Origin of the sequence: Streptomyces sp. NBC_01485, from assembly GCF_036227125.1 — a bacterium.
Classification (GTDB): domain Bacteria; phylum Actinomycetota; class Actinomycetes; order Streptomycetales; family Streptomycetaceae; genus Streptomyces.
Window position 1 is genome coordinate 408,001 of the sequence record NZ_CP109435.1, and the last position, 18,036, is coordinate 426,036.

Here is an 18,036-nt window from a genome sequence, read left to right on the forward strand (position 1 = left end):
CGGCAGCCCACGGCATACGGTTGACCGGCGTGCCCGGCACCAACTCCCTCACGCCGGGGCGCTGTTGCCGCCCCTGCCCCCCTTCTGCTTCGGCAGCGACAGCCTGATCTCCTCGCGCAGTTCCCTGATACTCGGGTAGTCGGCGTACTCCGCGGTGAGCCGGTACATCTGGCTCAGCCGGTCCCAGGTCCGCCGGGAGGAGTTCGACCCCATGGACACCAGCGCCAACCGGGCGAACCGGTGCGCCTGTTCGGGGTCGTCCGCGATGAAGCAGGCGGACGCCATGGACAGATGGTCGAAGATCTTCGACCGCTCACGCCCGTCGACGCGCAGCGCCAGGGCCTTCTCCGCGTAGTACTGGGCGTGCACGGCCGCCTGCGGCTCGAACTCGGCCAGCGTGCGGTAGGCCAGGGCCTGCATGCCGTACAGATCCTCGTCCTTGAAGGTCTGCATCCAGGGCGGCGGGGTGACGTCGCCCTTGTCGGAGACGAAGAGGTCCTCCGCCCGGCCGAGGGTCCGGCGCATGGCCTGGCCCTTGCCCATCGACGCCTGCGCCCAGGCCTCGATGGTGTGGAACATCGCCCGGGTGCGCGGCAGTACGTTGTCACCGGAACCGGACTGGGCGAGCTTCATCAGGTCGAGGGCCTCGTCGGGCCGGCCGAGGTGGACCATCTGGCGGGCCGCCCGGGAGAGCGCCTCGCCGGCCCGGGGCCGGTCGCCGCCCTCGTGCGCGGCATGGGCGGCGATGACGAAGTACTTCTGGGCCGTGGGCTCCAGACCGACGTCGTGCGACATCCAGCCCGCGAGGACGGCGAGGTTGGCCGCGACGCCCCACAGGCGCCGCTGGAGATGGGCGGGGTGATGGTAGGCGAGCATGCCGCCCACCTCGTTGAGCTGCCCCACCACCGCCTTGCGTTGCAGCCCGCCCCCGCGGGCCGCGTCCCAGGCGCGGAACACCTCGACCGAGCGCTCCAGTTCGTCGACCTCCTCCGTTCCGATGGGGGCGGCCTCGTAGCGGTCGACCCCGGCGGGGTCGGCATGGTGGAGGAGGGGGTGGTCGATGACGGGAGCGTCGGCGGAGAGGGTCGGATCGGTGTGCAGCCACTCGTACATGGCGCTGCTGAGTGCGGATCCCGCCGTGAGCACGACACCTGCGCTCACTAGGCCGCGTCGGTTGAGCATGAGGTCCATTCCCGTGAATTCGGTGAGGACCGCAGCAGTCCGTTCGGGCGCCCACGGCACACCGTCGGGGTGTTGCACACTCCCGCCGCCGGGCCGATTCCCGGAACGCCCGTGCCGGACCAGACCGAGGTCCTCGATGGTCACGACACGGCCGAGACGCTCGGTGAACAGGGCGACCAGTACCCGCGGCACGGGATCGCGCGGGATCTCTCCCGTGTCGATCCACCGCCGAACCCGGGAGGTGTCGGTCGACAGTTGGGGGTGGCCCATGGCCGCCGCCTGCCGGTTGACCAGCCTCGCGAGTTCACCCTTGGACCAGCCGGCCAGGCCGAACAGATCCGAGAGGCGGGTGTTGGGTTGTCCGCTCACGTCAAGCCCCCAGGTTCTCGGCTGAGTTGACAGTAGCCCGGTGAAAGTTGCCGGGCGACTATTCGCCAGGGTTTCGCCAGGGTCCGCCAGATGGTGTGCCAGTGGGCCATGGGTGTCAGGTAGGAACGCGCCACCCCGACCCGGTCGCCGAGGGACACTCCCCAGGGTGTATCCGGGGGGACCGGTCGGGGCAGCGTCAGACGTCCGGCACACGAAGGGATCTGTTTCCCCCATGTACGCAGCATCGTCCTCCGTGTCCGCCCCGCCCCGGCCGCTGCACCCCCGTCCGGGCGGTGGCGGCCCCTACCTCGCCCCCGCGCGGCCGGCGGCCCCCGCGCTCGGCGCGGGACTGGCCCGGCGCCCCGCGGGGCTCGGCACGCAACCGCTCAGCGGGAGACTCGACCTGTCCGGCCCCCAGGGCGCCCAACTGCGCACGGCGATCGCGTCGGTGCACCGGATCTGCCCGGAGTTCTCCCCGGTCCAGGTGCTGCGCCGCAGCGGACGCTCGGTGCTCCTGGTCGGTACGACAGGGCGCAGCACCGCCGTCGCCAAGTGTTTACTGGACCACTCCCCCGTGTGGGCCGAGCGGATCCGGCACGAAATAGCCGCGTACCGCACGTTCGTCCGGCAGCGCCCCCCGGTGCGCGCGCCGAGACTGATCGCGGCGGACCCGGACAACTGCACCCTGGTGATCGAGCGGATGCCGGGGCGCGTGGCGGCACTCCAGCGGCACCCCACCGAGGCCCCGCCGCGAGCCGACATCAGGGCGGCACTCGGCGCGATCTGCCGCCTGAACACCTGGCGGCCGCCGGCCGGGGCGTTCGACGCGCCGCTCGACTACGCGGCCCGGATCTCCCGCTTCCACGAGCTGGGTCTGCTCACCGACCGGGACCTCGGTGACCTGCAGAAGCTGCTGCACGGCATCGCGGCCACCGCGGGCCGCCACGGCATGGGCCAGTTCTGCCACGGCGACGCCCTCCTGTCGAACATCCTCCTCTCACCGGCCGGTCCAGTGCTGGTGGACTGGGAGCACGCGGGCTGGTATCTGCCGGGCTACGACCTGGCGACGCTGTGGTCGGCGCTGGGCGACGCGCCGGTGGCGCGCCGTCAGATCAGCCAGCTCGCCCAGTCGGCGGGCCCGGCCTCGCGGGACGCCTTCCTGGTGAACCTGATGCTGGTCCTGACCCGCGAGATCCGTACCTACGAGACGGCCGTACAGCGTTCGATGCAGGACACGGCCCCCACGCCCCCGGGGGCGGGCCACCCGGGCGCCGTGCCGACCGGCGAGGAGCAGCGCCTGCTGCTGCGGCGGCTGCACGACGACTGCCAGATGGCCCGCCGGGCCGTACGCGCGGCGGTCGGCACTCGCTGAAGGGGACTCACGGCAGGGACGACGGAGGTCCGCGGTGCGCCTGAACGGCGGCGCACCGCGGACCTCCGTATGTGTGCGAGAGCGGTGTCTTGACGAGGGAAATCTCCTGTTTGTGCGCATGATTGACGGGTTATCGGCAAACCGGTGCCGCAGGGCCCACGTTCGGCCCCGCACTCCCCGTACGCCCCGCACGCCCGCCCGCTCGTCCCAGGAGGCCGCATTGCGAAAACCCGTCACTCACTCCGGACCCCCCAGACGTACCCGTAGAGCCGCAGGCGCCATGGCGTCGGCGGCTCTGCTGCTCCCGCTGCTCGGCGCGGCGCCCGCCACGGCTGCACAGTCCTCGGCGAACAGCCTCCAGCGGGCCTTCGCCGCCGCTGCCGCCGAGTACCACGTGCCGCAGAGCGTGCTCCTGGGCGTCTCCTACCTCCAGTCCCGCTGGGACACGCACGACGGCGCGCCGAGCGTGACCGGCGGCTACGGGCCGATGCACCTCACCGACGCCCGTACGGCGCTCGCGACGGCCCCGCACCACAGCGAGGGCTCGGAGGACGCCCGCGGCGACTCGGCCCGCCCGGCCCTGCACCCGGCCGTGCACCCGGGCGGGCGGATCCCGTCGAGCGGCGAGCTCCCGGCCCGTCTGAAGACGCTGCCCAGGGCGGCGGAGCTGACCGGTCTGAGCCCCGAGGAACTGCGCACGGATCCCGCGGCCAACATCGCGGGCGGCGCCGCGCTCCTCGCCGCCGCCCAGCGGAGCCTGGGCGAGCCGCTGAGCGCCGGCCCGGCGGGCTGGTACGGCGCGGTGGCGCGCTTCTCGGGCGCGGACGACACCGCGACGGCCGCCGCCTTCGCGAACGACGTCTACGACGTGCTGCGCACCGGCGAGGAGCGGATGACGGACGCCGGCGGTCCGGTCGCCCTGGCCGCGCAGCCGGACCTCGCTCCGCGCACGGCCCAACTGCGCGGGGCCGGTCTGCGCACGGTCTCCGCGGCGGGCACCGAGTGCCCGGCGACGGTGTCCTGCGAGTGGATCCCGGCGCCCTACGAGCAGTTCGGCGACAACGACTACGGCAACCACGACGCCGCGGACCGGCCCGCCGCGCCGGGCATCAAGTACATCGTCGTCCATGACACCGAGGGCCGCTGGGAAGGGGTGCTGAACCTGGTCCAGGACCCCACGTACGTGTCCTGGAACTACTCGCTGCGCTCCACCGACGGCCACATCGCCCAGCACGTGAAGGCGAAGGACGTGGCCTGGCACGCGGGCAACTGGTACATCAACTCCAAGTCGATCGGCCTGGAGCACGAGGGTTTCCTCGCCCAGCCGGACTCCTGGTACACGGAGGCGATGTACCGCTCGTCGGCCCGGCTGGTGACGTACCTGTCCGCGAAGTACGGCATCCCGCTGGACCGGCAGCACATCCTGGGCCACGACAACGTGCCCGGCCCGACCCCTGCGGCCGTCTCCGGGATGCACACCGACCCGGGCCCGTACTGGGACTGGCGGCACTACTTCGAGCTGCTCGGCCGGCCCTTCACCGCGACGGCCCGCAGCGGCAGCGGCGGCCTGGTGACGATCCGGCCGGACTACACCGCCAACCAGCCGGTGTACACGGACTGCGCCGTCAAGGGTCAGCCGTGCGCCGCGCACGGTTCGAGCGAGGTGCGGCTGTACTCCGCCCACGACGAGAAGTCCGCCCTGATCAAGGACGTCGGCGACGGCTCGGCCCCGACGACGGGCGTGAACGACCTCTCCTCGCGGGTGTCCACCGGCCAGCAGTACGCGGTCGCCGACGAGTGGGGTGACTGGACGGCGATCTGGTACCTGGGGCAGAAGGCCTGGTTCAAAAACCCCAAGGACCAGCCGACGGCCGTGCCCGCGACGGGCCAGGTGGTGACCCCCAAGGACGGCCGCGCGAGCGTGCCGCTCTACGGCCGCGCGTACCCGGAGGCCTCGGCCTACCCGGCGGGCGTCCCCGACCAGGGGCTCGCACCGCTGCCATACACCCTGCCGAAGGGCCAGACGTACGTGGTCGGGGACAAGGTGCCGGGCGAGTACTACTACGCGGTGACCTTCTCCACCGGCTCGCACCAGGTCGTCGTCGGTGGCGATCAGTACTACGAGATCCAGTACGGCCACCGGGTGGCGTTCGTGCGGGCGGCGGACGTGAAGGTGACGTCGTCGGCCTCGTCGGCCTTCTAGCCGGGCCTCAGCCCTGCTGGAACAGCTCCGCCGGGAGCGGTTTCAGCAGGGCGTACAGGTCGTCGGTGATGGGGCGGTCCCAGGCGGCGATGGTCACCAGGACGTGGTCGCTGCGGTCGAACTGCACGCAGGAGATCCGCCCCTCGGACAGCTTCAGACGGCGCACGATCAGCAGGTTGTCGCCCTGCATCACGGGCATGTCCTCGGTGCCGACGACGGTCACCTCCTCGTCGTTCTCCAGCGCGAGCAGCAGTTGGGCCACCTCGAAGGGGATCTCGTCCTCCGCCACCTCGCGGGCCGGGGAGCCCTCGGGCAGATTGCCGATGATCATCGCGGGGCCGCGGCCGCCGAAGAGGTCGTAGCGCAGGAAGACGCCCTGGCAACTACCGTCGGGGGCGGGCAGCAGGCCGGCGCCCAGATTGCCGGGCCAGTCGCCCGGATCCATGGCCAGGACGTCGAAGTCGGGCCCGGCGGGAGTGGCACTGCGGCGGCGGAGGAACGACATGCGGCCATGGTACGTGGCCACCGGCGTCCGGTGACGCGTGGGCGGGTTACGGTTCGCCGTTCGGGTGCGGGTCATGGACGGCTGATCGCGCGGTTGCCCGCACCCCCTGACGTGGGACGCCGGCGACCACCTGGAGGCGGGCGCCGGGCGCACCGGGCAGGATGCGGCTCGTCGGCGCGGGCTCGGGGCGGTCGACGGGCCGGTTGCGAGGCGGAGGGTCTACGTCAGGTCGAACTCCCCCTCCCGCGCCCCCGACACGAACGCGCCCCACTCGGCGGGCGTGAAGATCAGGGAAGGGCTCTGGGGACGGCCACTGTTGCGCATCGCGATGAATCCCTCGACGAAGGCGATCTGGACGTCCCCCCGCCCCCGACTGCTGGACTGCCACTCGGCGCTGCTGAGGTCCAGCTCCGGCTTGTCCCAGCCCGTGAGCGGCTGCTGCTGGATCATGCTCTCGGCCACGTCCGTGCTCCTCCCGGTTCGTCGTCCGCGGGTCAGCCTAGCGATCGGTTCCGGAGGCCGACAGAGCACGTGAGCGGGACCCTTTCAGGACTGCGGAGCCGACGCGCCCACGAGCCACATGGAGAAGAACTGGGAGCCGCCGCCGTAGGCGTGTCCGAGGACCGTGCGGGCCCGCTCCACCTGGTGTTCCCCGGCCTGCCCGCGCACCTGGAGCGCCGCCTCGGCGAAGCGGATCATGCCGGAGGCGCCGATCGGGTTGGTGGACAGGACGCCGCCCGACATGTTGACGGGGAGGTCGCCGTCGAGCTCCGTGACGCCGGCCTCGGTCAGCTTCCAGCCCTCGCCCTCGTCGGCGAAGCCGAGGTTCTCCAGCCACATGGGCTCGTACCAGGAGAACGGTACGTACATCTCGACGGCGTCGATGTCCCGGCGCGGGTCGGTGACGCCGGCCTGCCGGTAGACGTCGGCGGCACAGTCCTTGCCGGCCTGCGGCGACACGGCGTCCTTGCCCGCGAAGAGGGTCGGTTCGCTGCGCATCGCGCCGCCGAGCATCCAGGCGGGCGGCCGGGGGGCGCGGGCGGCTCCGGCGCGGTCGGTGAGGACCATCGCGCAGGCCCCGTCGGAGGAGGGGCAGGTCTCCGAGTAGCGGATCGGGTCCCAGAGCATGGGCGAGGCCTGGACCTTCTCCAGGGTGATGTCGTGCTCGTGGAGGTGGGCGTAGGGGTTCTTCAGCGCGTTGCGCCGGTCCTTGTAGGCCACCAGCGAGCCGACGGTGTCGGGTGCGCCGCTGCGCCGCATGTACGCGCGCACGTGGGGCGCGAAGAACCCGCCGGCCCCGGCGAGCAGGGGCTGCTGGAAGGGGATCGGCAGGGACAGTCCCCACATGGCGTTGGACTCGGACTGCTTTTCGAAGGCCAGGGTGAGGACGGTGCCGTGGACGCGGGCGGCGACGAGATTGGCGGCGACCAGCGCGGTGGACCCGCCGACGGAGCCCGCCGTGTGCACGCGCAGCATCGGCTTGCCCACCGCGCCGAGCGCGTCGGCGAGGTACAGCTCGGGCATCATGACGCCCTCGAAGAAGTCGGGGGCCTTGCCGATGACGACGGCGTCGATATCGGCCCACGTCAACTCCGCGTCGGCCAGGGCACGTTGAGCCGCCTCGCGGACCAACCCCGCGATGGAGACGTCCCGCCGGGCCGCGACGTGCTTGGTCTGGCCGATCCCGACGACGGCCACGGGCTCCTTGCTCATCGCGGTTCCCCTTCGAGTACGGCGACCAGGTTCTGCTGGAGACACGGGCCGGAGGTGGCGTGGGCGAGGGCGCGGTCGGACTCGCCCCGGTGGATGCGGGCGGCGGCCTCGCCGATGCGGACGAGGCCGGCGGCCATCATGGGGTTGGCGGCGAGCGGGCCGCCGGACAGGTTCACCCGCACGCTGTCGTCCAGCCGCAGCGCCTTGCGCAGGACGACCTCCTGCGAGCTGAACGGCGCGTGCAACTCGGCGGTGTCGACGGGCCGTTCGAACACGCCCGCCTTCTGGGCGGCGAGGCGCGTGGAGGGCGAGTCGGTCAGGTCGCGCACGCCGAGCGCGTGGGCCTCGATGCGGTGGTCGATGCCCCGGATCCAGGCGGGCCGGGAGCACAGCTCGCGGGCCCGCTCCCCCGCCGCGAGGATCACGGCGGCGGCCCCGTCGCCGACCGGCGGGCAGTCGCCGGTGCGCAACGGCCGTACGACGTACTCCCCCTGGGGCACCGAACCCCGCAGTTGGGCACGGGAGTTGAGGGTGGCGACCCGTCGGCTGCGGGCGCCGATCGCGGCGAGGGCGGGTTCGTCGGTGTCGCCCGCGTCGATCAGGGCCCGGGCCTGGAGCGCGGCGAGGGCGACGGAGTCGGGCCACAGGGGGGCGACGTAGTACGGGTCGAGTTGGCGGGTGAGCACGTCGCGCACGGAGCCGGGCGAGGACTTGCCGTAGGCGTAGACGAGCGCGGTGTCCGCGTCGCCGGTGAGCAGTTTGGTCCACGCCTCGTACAGCGCCCAGGCGCCGTCCATCTCGACGTGGGACTCGGCGATGGGCGGCCAGGCGCCGACGCCGTCGAGGGCGAGGGTGAAGGAGAAGGCGCGGCCGGCGAGGTAGTCGCTGGAGCCGGAGCAGGTGAAGCCTATGTCGGCGGTCTTCAGGCCGGTCCGGTCGAGGACGCTGTGCAGGACCGGCATGAGCATCTCCACTTCGGAGAGCTCGTCGGTGGTGCGCAGGACGTCGGTCTGCGCGAAGGCCACCACCGCGACGTCGCGGACGCCTGAGGATTCCTCACGGGTCACAGCAGCTCCTTGTAGGCGTCGTAGTCCGCGTCGGGTTCGCCGGTCGGCCGGTAGTGGTCGGGGTAGCGGGCGCCTTCCGTCCACACGGGTTCGACGCGCAGGCCCATGCGGACCTGGTCGTAGGGGATGCCGCCGATGCGTCCGTGCAGGGCGAGGTCGGCGCCGTCGAGGGCGATGTGGGCGTAGACGTAGGGGACTTCGATGTCGAGGTTCCTCGCCTTGATGTTGACGATGCAGAAGGTGGTGACGGTCCCGCGCGGCCCGACCTCGATCTGCTCGGCGGTCGGCACACCGCAGGTGGGGCAGGCCCCGCGCGGCGGTACGTACACCTTGCGGCAGGACGGGCAGCGTTCACCGACCGTGCGCTGGGTGGAGAGCGCGGCGATGTAGGCGGACTGGGCACGGCCGGGCGAGTAGGTGTAGTCGAGGCGGGCGGGGGCGACGATGCCGGTGACCCGCTCACCCTCGAACTCCCCGTTGCTGCCGGTCAGTTGGCCCGGTACGCCGTCGTACGGCTCGAAGCAGGCGATATCGGTGATGGCGCCGGTGCGTTCCTCGGCCCAGCGGATCCGGACGCGCATCCCGGTGTGGACGGCGTCGGGGCCGGGGGCGTCGAGGACGTGCAGGAGGCCGGTGCCGGCACCGTCGAGCCGGACCAGCACCCAGGCGAACGGGCCGGCCAGAGGCTGGCCCCGGCGGGGAGCGTGGTTCCAGGCCCAGGTGGTCACCGTCCCGGTAGCGGCCACCTCCACAAGATCGCGGATCTCCTCGGCGGTGACGGGGTCGTACTCGACGGGCGGCACGAGCACGCGACCGTCGCCGGCCCGCACCCCGAGGACCACCTGCTCACGCAGCCCAGTGAGGAAGGCACTCTGCACAGGACCGAGGGACCGAGTGAACGGGAACTCAACAACCAGGGGAGCCTTGAGGACTTCGGGCATCGGGGCTGCCTCCTTGGGAAGCCAACGTCAGTGAAAGCGCCCCAGAGGGGCGCGGGGAACTGCGCGACCAGCCACAACGGACCGCAGCCTTCAAAACGGCGCACCCTGCGGAGCTCACTCTCGCTTGTAAACGGGTGACCGCTTCTCCGCAAACGCACGGGCGCCTTCCTTCGCATCGACGGTGTCGAACACCGGCCACCCCCGGACGAGCTCCGCCGCGAGCCCCTCCGTCTCGGTGAGCTCGGCGCTCTCGTACACCGACGCCTTGACGGCCTCGACCGCCAACGGGCCGCAGGAGTTGACCCGTTCGGCGATCTCCAGCGCCTTCTCCAGGGCCGTGCCGTCGGGGACGACATGCCCGACCAAGCCGATGGCGGCAGCCTCCCGCGCGCTGTACGGGCGCCCGGTGAGCAGCATCTCCAGGGCGTGGGTGCGCGGGATCTGTCGTTGCAGGCGGACCGTGGAGCCGCCGATCGGGAACAGGCCGCGCCGCACCTCGAAGAGGCCGAAGGTGGCGGACTCGCCCGCGACGCGGATATCGGTGCCCTGGAGCATCTCCGTTCCGCCCGCGACGCAGTGGCCCTCGACGGCGGCGATCACCGGCTTGCGGGGGCGGTGGTGGCGCAGCATCGCCTTCCAGTGCAGGTCGGGGTCGGCCTTGAGCCGGTCGCGGTACTGCTCCCCTTCCATGCCCTGGCCGGCGAGGGCCTTGAGATCCATGCCGGCGCAGAACGCGCCGCCCGCTCCGGTGAACACGATCGAGCGGACCGAGTCGTCCTCGTCGGCCTCCAGCCAGCCGTCGTACAGGCCGACGAGCATGGCGATCGAGAGCGCGTTCCTGGCCTCCGGCCGGTTGAGCGTGAGCACGAGTGTGGCGCCTTCGCGCCGCACCGTGAGGTGTTCGGTACCGCCCATCGCACATCTCCCCTCGGAAAGAACGAGAACAGGTTGCAGGAGGCGTGATGGCAGTTCAAGGGTTTTCTGACAGTCAGTCAGATTTCTTCGCGGGAGCCCTTCCCACTTGCCGCGCTCTTTGCTGTGATGACGCGAACCGTCGGGAGAACCAGGCCCCGCGAGGTCAGGAGGAGCGGTGGAGTACAACCTTGCCGACCTGTTCGAGTCGGTCGTCGACGTGGCGGCCGACCGTGAGGCGCTCGTGTACGTCGACCACCCCGGCACGGGCGCGGAACGGCGGCTGACGTACGCGGAGTTGGACACAGCCGCCAATCGGATCGGCCATCACCTCCTCGACAGCGGGCTGCGGCCCGGCGAGCATCTCGGCCTGCATCTGTACAACGGCGTCGAGTATCTGCAGACGGTGCTGGGCTGCCTGAAGGCGCGGATCGTGCCGGTCAACGTCAACTACCGCTATGTGGAGGAGGAGTTGGTCTACCTCTACCGGGACGCTGACCTGGCCGCGCTGGTCTTCGACGCGGAGTTCACCGACCGGGTGGCGGCGGCGCTTCCGCAGGCGCCGGCGCTGCGGCACCTGATCCGGGTGGGTCCGGCCGGCGAGGGCATCTCCTCCTTCACGGAGGCCGAGGCGGGCGGTTCCCCCGGGCGCGGGTTCCCGGCCCGCTCGGGCGACGACCAGTTCATCATCTACACCGGCGGCACGACCGGCCTGCCCAAGGGTGTGATGTGGCGTCAGGAGGACCTGTTCTTCTCGGGGTTGGGCGGTGGCTCGCCGACCGGGGAGCCGGTGAAGAAGCCGGAGGAGATCGCCGAGCGGGTGGCGGCGGGGGGTACGGGGATCACCTTCTTCCCCACTCCCCCGCTGATGCACGGCACTTCCACGCTCACCGCCTTCATCGGCTTCAACTTCGGCCAACGTGTGGTGATCCACCGCAAGTTCGTGCCCGAGGAAGTGCTGCGGACGGTCGAGAAGGAGAAGGTCACCAGCATCTCCCTGGTGGGCGACGCGATGCTGCGGCCGTTGATCGACGCGCTCGAGGGTCCGATGAAGGGCACGGACTGCTCGTCGGTGTTCAGCGTGTCCTCGTCCGGGGCGATCATGTCGGACACGGTCCGCCGGCAGTTCCGGGCACTGCTGCCCAACGCGATGCTGCTGAACAACTTCGGCTCCTCGGAGTCCGGCTTCAACGGCACGGCGACGGAGGACTCCGGGCCCGAGCGCGGCTTCCGGGTGCGGGTCAACTCCCGTACGCAGGTGGTCGATCCGGCCACGTACGAGCCGGTTGCGCCGGGCGAGGTGGGCCGGGTCGCCCAGCACGGCCATGTCCCCCTCGGCTACTACAACGACCCGGTGAAAACGGCCGAGACCTTCTTCGAGAAGGACGGCGAGCGCTGGGTGCTGCTCGGCGACATGGCGACCGTCGACGAGGAGGGCGTGGTCGTCGTCCTCGGCCGTGGCTCGCAGTGCATCAACACCGGGGGCGAGAAGGTGTACCCCGAGGAGGTCGAGCAGGCCCTGAAGTCGCACCCGGACGTGTACGACGCCCTGGTGGCCGGGGTGCCGGACGCGACGTGGGGCAACCATGTGGCGGCGGTGGTGCAGGTGCGCACGGGTGCCCCGCTGCCCTCCCTGGAGGACATCCAGGGTCACTGCCGCACGCGGCTCGCCGGTTACAAGATCCCGCGTCAGCTGGTGCTCACCGAGGCCATCCGCCGCTCGCCGAGCGGGAAGGCGGACTACCGGTGGGCGCGGGAGGTGGCGGTCGCGGAGGACCGGTGACCTCCACAGGGATCCCAGAGATCAGAGGGAGGCACTCGCGGTGAGGATCGGCATGCCCCGATCCTGGACGTGGGCCGCAGCCGCCCGCAACCCGGTTCTCCCGGGCGACATTCACGACGAGCCCCCTTGCCTGATGCCCGCAGGCCTGGATTACTGATCCCGAAGGAGATCGACCGAATGATCGGTCGCCCGTATTGACATGATTGGGCGAGGGAGAAGTCTCATGAGGGATGCGCGGAACCTGCTGGACGAGGGCGAGCGCCTCGACGAGGACGCTCTGCGCGCGCTGCAACTGGGGCGTCTGCGGGCCTCGTTGCGTCACGCGTACGCCCATGTGCCCTTCTACCGCGACTCCTTCGACAAGGCCGGCGTCCACCCCGACGACTGCCGTGCCCTCGCCGATCTGTCCCGCTTCCCCTTCACCACCAAGGCGGACCTGCGCGCGCACTACCCGTACGGGATGTTCGCCGTCCCCCGGGACCGCGTCCGCCGCATCCACGCCTCCAGCGGCACCACCGGCCGTCCGACGGTCGTCGGCTACACGGACGCCGACCTGTCCATGTGGGCGGACATGGTGGCCCGTTCGATCCGCGCGGCTGGCGGCCGCCCCGGCGACACGGTCCATGTGGCGTACGGGTACGGCCTGTTCACCGGCGGCCTCGGCGCCCACTACGGCGCCGAACGCCTCGGCTGTACGGTGATCCCGGCGTCCGGCGGCATGACGTCCCGTCAGGTCCTGCTGATCCAGGACCTGAAGCCGCGGATCATCATGGTGACCCCCTCCTACATGCTCACCCTCCTCGACGAGTTCGAACGGCAGGGCGTCGACCCCCGCTCCACATCGCTGCGCGTGGGCGTGTTCGGCGCCGAGCCGTGGACGGAGGCGATGCGTCAGGAGATCGAGGAGCGCTTCGCGATCGACGCCGTCGACATATACGGGCTGTCGGAGGTGATCGGGCCGGGGGTCGCGCAGGAGTGCGTGGAGACCAAGGACGGCCTCCACATCTGGGAGGACCACTTCTTCCCGGAGGTGGTCGACCCGATCACCGGCGAGGTCCTCCCGGAGGGCGCGGAGGGCGAGTTGGTGTTCACCTCGCTCACCAAGGAGGCGATGCCGATCGTCCGCTACCGCACCCGTGACCTGACGGCCCTGCTGCCGGGCACGGCGCGCGTCTTCCGGCGGATGCGGAAGGTGACCGGCCGCAGCGACGACATGGTCATCCTGCGCGGGGTGAACCTCTTCCCGACCCAGATCGAGGAGATCGTGCTGCGCACCCCGGCCGTGGCGCCGCACTTCCAGCTCCGCCTGACCCGCGAGGGCCGCCTCGACGCCCTCACGGTCCGTGCGGAGGCCCGCCCCGACGCCACCCCCGCGGACCGCGTCACCGCCGCGCACGCCATCGCGGCGGCGGTGAAGGACGGCATCGGGGTGTCGGTCTCGGTCGAGATCGTGGACCCGGAGTCGCTGGAGCGGTCGGTGGGCAAGATCAGGCGGATCGTTGACGAACGTCCACGGGAGTCATGACGGCCGACGAGTCATGACCGGCGATCGCAGTCATGAGGTGAACCGGTCCCGCAGCTCCCGCTTGAGGATCTTGCCGCTCGCGTTGCGGGGCAGTTCGTCCACGAAGAGCACGCGCTTGGGGGCCTTGAAGTTCGTGAGTCTCTCGCGGGCGTGGGCGATGAGCTCGTCCTCGGTGACCTCGCCGCGCGGGACGACCACGGCCGTGACCGCCTCGATCCATTTCTCGTCGGGCAGCCCGATCACGGCGGCCTCGGCGACGGCGTCGTGGGTGTACAGCGCGTCCTCGACCTGGCGTGAAGCGACCAGTACGCCACCGGAGTTGATGACGTCCTTCACCCGGTCGACGATCGTGTAGTAGCCGTCGGCGTCGCGGACGGCGAGGTCGCCGGAGTGGAACCAGCCGTCACGGAAGGCCACTTCGGTCTCCTCGGGCTTGTCCCAGTAGCCCTCGCACAACTGCGGGGAACGGTAGACGACTTCACCGGGTGTGCCGTCGGGGACCTCCACGCCGTCCTCGTCGACGACCCGGGCGTCCACGAACAGGACCGTGCGCCCGCAGGAGTCCATGCGGCCCTTGTGCTCGTCGGGGGCAAGGACGGTGGCGAGCGGGCCGATCTCGCTCTGGCCGAAGCAGTTGTAGAACCCCAGTTTGGGCAGGCGTTCGCGCAGGCGCTCCAGGACGGGCACCGGCATGATCGACGCCCCGTAGTACGCCTTGCGCAGCGCGCTGAGGTCTCGGGTCGTGAAGTCGGGGCGGTTCGCGAGGCCGATCCACACGGTGGGCGGGGCGAAGAGGCTGTCGACGCGGCCCTCCTCGATGAGATCGAAGAGCTGGTCGCCGTCGGGCGCGTCCAGCACGATGTTCGTGGCGCCGACCGCGAGGTACGGCAGCAGGAACACGTGCAGCTGTGCCGAGTGGTACAGCGGGAGGGAGTGCGCGGGGCGGTCGCCGGCGCTCAGGTCGAGGGCGGCGATCGCACTCAGGTACTCGTGCACCAGGGCACGGTGGGTCATCATCGCGCCCTTGGGCTGGGCCGTCGTGCCCGAGGTGTAGAGCAGTTGCACCAGATCCTCGGCGCGCGGCTCGGGGCCGTCGTACAGGGCGGTCGCGGGGAGTCGGGCGAGGAGGGAGTCGTCGGCGTCGCGCAGGGCCAACGTCCTGACGCGGTCGGGGAGTCGGCCCGCGAGGTCGGGATCGGCGAGGACCAGGGCACTGCCCGACTGGTCGACGATGTACGTCAGGTCGTCGCCGGTGAGGTTCTGGTTGACGGGGACGTGGACCAGGCCCGCGCGGGCGCAGGCGAGGAAGGCGATGAGGTAGGCGTCGGAGTTGTGCCCGTAGGCGCCGACCCGGTCGCCGGGGGCGAGCCCCTCGCCGAGCAGGACGCTCGCCGCGCGTGAGACGGCCTCGTCGAGTTCCTCGTAGGTCCAGGTGCGGTCGCGGTACTCGACGGCGACGCGCGCCGGGGTGCGACGGGCGCTGCGTCGCAGCACCCCGTCGACCGTACTGCCATGTCCGGGCGTCATGACTGATGATCCTCAGGCGGTGGCCGGGGCACGTCAAGTGCTGGACGCACCCCGGCGTCGACGCCGAGTCGACGCCGAAAGGGGGTGAGCCGCCGGGAACAATTCACAGCGAAATGCTTCTTTTGCTTCTCCGCGCTCCTTTGCGCCCCCCTGCAGAAAGGATTCGCGGCAAAGGGAACCCGTTCGAACTGGGCAGAACCTGACTCGGGTGCCAAGTCAGTGCACCGTCCGTTGTTGTGCGAGTGCCATATGAAGCAGGGGGTATGCGATGAGTAGCGCTGTGCCGGAACGAGAACGCGTATGGAGGGTGGGTACTGCGCCAGGCATATTCCCACTCCTCGGCCACGGTATCGCCTTGTACCGTCGCCCGTTGGCTTTTCTGAATTCTTTGCCCGGCCATGGAGATCTGGTCGAGATCCGACTCGGTCCGCAGCGGGCCTGGATGGTGTGTCATCCGGAGTTGGTCCACCGGATGCTCAAGGACTCGCGCACCTTCGACAAGGGGGGTCCGCTGTTCGACAGGCTCCGGGTGCTGATGGGCGACGGTCTGGTCACGAGCCGCCACGCGGAGCACCGGCGCCAGCGCAGGCTGCTGCAACCCGCGTTCCTCCCGTCCCGGCTGCCCGATCAGACGGAGCTGATGGCCCAGGAGGCGGAGGCGGTGTGCCGCGACTGGCGTCCCGGGCAGGAGGTCGACGTCAGCGCGGCCATGATGGCACTGTCGACGCGGATGATCAGCCGCGTCCTCTTCTCCGACTCGCTCGACGCCGCGACGTCCGCCGAGGTGCGGGAGTGTCTGGCGGACATCGTCCGTGGCCTGTTCGTCCGCACCGTCGTGCCGGTCGACGCCCTGTTCCGCGTCCCCACGCCCGCGAACCGTCGCTACCGGCGGGCGGTCGCCCGCGTGCACGCGATCACCGACGCGGCCATCGCCGAGCGCCGTCGGGGCACTCCCCGCGACGACCTGCTGGGGACCCTGCTGGAGGCCTCGCGCGCCACCGGCTCGGACGCGGCAGACGCGACAGAGGCGGCAGACGGGGCAGAGGCGGCAGACGCGGCGATCACCGAGCAGGAGGTCCACGACCACCTCGTCTCGCTCCTGCTCACCGGGGCCGAGAGCACCGCCCTGTGCATGGCGTCCGCCTTCAGCCTCCTGGCGCAGGATCCACAGTCGGAGCGCCGTCTGCACGCGGAGGTCGACAGCGTGCTCGGCGGACGGCAGCGGCCTGATCCCGACGATCTGACGCGCCTCCCCTACACCCGAAGCGTCGTCCACGAGACGCTGCGCCACTCCCCGCCCGGCTGGCTCTTCACCCGCGTCACCACCAGGGAGACGGAGCTCGCCGGGCACCGTCTCCCCCGGGGAGCCACCGTCCTGTACAGCCCCTACCTGCTGCAGCACGATCCCGCGTCGTTCCCCGACCCCGACCGGTTCCTCCCCGAGCGCTGGCTGCCGGGACGGGCCACCGCCGCACCGCACGGTGCGATGCTGCCGTTCGCCACGGGCAGCCGTAAGTGCATCGGCGACGCCTTCGCCATGGCGGAGGTCACGGTGGCCCTGGCCACCGTCGCCTCCCGCTGGCGTCTGACCCATCTGCCCGGCCCCGTCGCACCACCGCGTCCCGGGGCGACGCTGGGGCCGAGGTCCCTGCTGATGATCTGCGAGCCCCGTTCCCGCGCGTCGATCGGCGGCTCACCTCGTGCGGGTTCCAGCGCGCGCCGAGAAACCGCGGAACTCCCCGTAGCCGAATGCCCCGTACACGACTCTCAGGACTCTCGAAAGGCCGGTGACACCGGTGTCGACCACGCATGAAGAAGCCACGCTCGCCGTACAGGACGAAATGCGTGCCTCCAGCCTGAAAGAACTGATCGACACCCACCTCTACATGCCCTTCCCGTTCCTGCAGAATCGCCACGAATCCGCGGCGGTCGCCGGCGTCGACGCATGGCTGCGCGAGAGGGGGCTGACCGACGAACCGGAGGTGGCGGCGATGATCGGCTACACCCGGCCCGCCGAACTCGCGTCGTACAACAGCCCGACCGTGGACGCCGACATCCTCCAGCTCGTGGCCGATCAGATCGCCTACCAGTTCGTCTTCGACGACCGGGCGGAAGAGGTCGGCCGGGAGTCTCCAGGCCTGCTGCTGCCCATGCTGAGCGAGAGCATCGGAATCCTGCGGGACGGCGAACCGCCCCACACCCCGCTGGGAGCGGCCCTGGCCGATCTCCACCGGCGAGTCCGCGAGCGGTGCACACCCGCACAGGCCGAGCGGTGGGCGTGGAAGAGCCGCGAGTACGTGCACGGCCTGTTGTACGAGGCGGTGGCACAGGCCCATCCCTTCCCCATGGGGATCGGACTGTGCAGCTCGGTGCGTTCGCTCATCGCGGGCGTCGAGCCCTTCTACCCGCTGTGCGAGGCCGCGCAGCCGTGCGAACTGGCCCCCGAGGAACTCGGTCACCCCGTGATGCAACGCCTGAGTCGGCTGTCGGCCGATGCGGCGGTGTGGATTCCCGACCTGTTCTCCGCGGTGAAGGAGCATCAGACGGGCGGAATGATCAATCTCGCCCTCGCCCACCAGCGCACCCACCAGTGCTCCCTGCCGGCGGCCGTCATGCTGGCCATCCGGCAGATCAACGGCACGATCAGCGAGATCGAGAGGCTGTACACGGAGATCAAACCGGAGTTGAGCGCCGCCGGGGTCGGCTACGTGGACGGCATGATCGGCTGGATCCGCGGGTGTTACTACTGGTCCCGCACCGTGCCGCGCTACGCGGACACCTCGATGGCACCCGCCCACCTGTGAGAGCGAGCTTCCAGGAGTGAGTTATTTGGAACGCCTTACCCAGCAGAGCAGACAACCTAACCATTCCGACGCATGATTCATCCTTCCCGGTCATCATCGGAGCTCAACGGCGTCACTGGGTGTGCACCAGGGG

14 protein-coding genes are annotated in these 18,036 nt (G+C 70.8%); 6 read left to right on the plus strand and 8 right to left on the minus strand.

The features are described from left to right. Positions 1–48: 48 nt before the first annotated feature. Positions 49–1,551, minus strand: a complete 1,503-nt coding sequence (locus tag OG352_RS01735) for a DNA-binding protein NsdB (protein WP_329213554.1) — start codon at positions 1,549–1,551, stop codon at positions 49–51. Between the two features lie 232 nt (positions 1,552–1,783). Between OG352_RS01735 and OG352_RS01740 the strand changes: the two genes are divergently transcribed. Continuing rightward, on the plus strand, positions 1,784–2,923 hold the full coding sequence (locus OG352_RS01740) for an aminoglycoside phosphotransferase family protein (protein WP_329213556.1): 1,140 nt from the start codon (positions 1,784–1,786) through the stop codon (positions 2,921–2,923). A 280-nt stretch (positions 2,924–3,203) separates the two neighbouring features. Beyond that, positions 3,204–5,126 carry an N-acetylmuramoyl-L-alanine amidase gene (locus OG352_RS01745; RefSeq protein ID WP_329213558.1) on the plus strand — a complete coding sequence of 641 codons (1,923 nt, stop codon included), beginning with the start codon at positions 3,204–3,206 and terminating at the stop codon, positions 5,124–5,126. Between the two features lie 7 nt (positions 5,127–5,133). Here the strand turns inward: OG352_RS01745 and OG352_RS01750 are convergent, their stop codons facing one another. From OG352_RS01750 to OG352_RS01775, 6 genes are all read right to left on the minus strand, one after another. Next, positions 5,134–5,631, minus strand: a complete 498-nt coding sequence (locus OG352_RS01750; RefSeq protein WP_329213560.1) for a hypothetical protein — start codon at positions 5,629–5,631, stop codon at positions 5,134–5,136. Between the two features lie 219 nt (positions 5,632–5,850). Beyond that, entirely contained in the window at positions 5,851–6,093 is a 243-nt protein-coding gene (locus tag OG352_RS01755) for a DUF397 domain-containing protein (protein WP_329213562.1), read from the minus strand. Between the two features lie 84 nt (positions 6,094–6,177). Continuing rightward, positions 6,178–7,344, minus strand: coding sequence for a thiolase domain-containing protein (locus OG352_RS01760; RefSeq protein WP_329213564.1), 1,167 nt, complete (start codon positions 7,342–7,344; stop codon positions 6,178–6,180). Next, a complete protein-coding gene (locus OG352_RS01765; protein WP_329213566.1) occupies positions 7,341–8,411 on the minus strand; it encodes a thiolase domain-containing protein in 1,071 nt (356 codons plus the stop codon). Before OG352_RS01765 ends, OG352_RS01760 begins: the two co-directional genes overlap by 4 nt. Beyond that, positions 8,408–9,352 (minus strand): Zn-ribbon domain-containing OB-fold protein, encoded by a 945-nt coding sequence (locus OG352_RS01770; protein WP_329213569.1) that lies wholly within the window; start codon positions 9,350–9,352, stop codon positions 8,408–8,410. Before OG352_RS01770 ends, OG352_RS01765 begins: the two co-directional genes overlap by 4 nt. A 114-nt stretch (positions 9,353–9,466) precedes the next feature. After that, complete coding sequence (locus tag OG352_RS01775) at positions 9,467–10,267, minus strand: crotonase/enoyl-CoA hydratase family protein (protein ID WP_329213571.1); 801 nt, start codon at positions 10,265–10,267, stop codon at positions 9,467–9,469. A gap of 175 nt (positions 10,268–10,442) precedes the next feature. Here OG352_RS01775 and OG352_RS01780 point away from each other — a divergent pair, with 175 nt between their 5' ends. Together OG352_RS01780 and paaK are read left to right on the plus strand one after the other, a co-directional pair. Continuing rightward, entirely contained in the window at positions 10,443–12,047 is a 1,605-nt protein-coding gene (locus tag OG352_RS01780) for an acyl-CoA synthetase (protein ID WP_329213573.1), read from the plus strand. A gap of 223 nt (positions 12,048–12,270) precedes the next feature. Then, positions 12,271–13,572 (plus strand): phenylacetate--CoA ligase PaaK, encoded by a 1,302-nt coding sequence (paaK, locus tag OG352_RS01785; protein WP_329213576.1) that lies wholly within the window; start codon positions 12,271–12,273, stop codon positions 13,570–13,572. A gap of 30 nt (positions 13,573–13,602) precedes the next feature. On the opposite strand, the gene OG352_RS01790 is transcribed toward paaK, so the two are convergent. Further along, a complete protein-coding gene (locus tag OG352_RS01790; protein WP_329213578.1) occupies positions 13,603–15,099 on the minus strand; it encodes an acyl-CoA synthetase in 1,497 nt (498 codons plus the stop codon). Between the two features lie 268 nt (positions 15,100–15,367). Here OG352_RS01790 and OG352_RS01795 point away from each other — a divergent pair, with 268 nt between their 5' ends. Further along, positions 15,368–16,912, plus strand: coding sequence for a cytochrome P450 (locus OG352_RS01795; protein ID WP_329213580.1), 1,545 nt, complete (start codon positions 15,368–15,370; stop codon positions 16,910–16,912). Continuing rightward, the gene (locus OG352_RS01800; protein WP_329213582.1) at positions 16,896–17,903 is read left to right on the plus strand and encodes a (-)-alpha-amorphene synthase; all 1,008 of its coding nucleotides are present in this window, start codon (positions 16,896–16,898) and stop codon (positions 17,901–17,903) included. Before OG352_RS01795 ends, OG352_RS01800 begins: the two co-directional genes overlap by 17 nt. Positions 17,904–18,036: the final 133 nt, after the last annotated feature.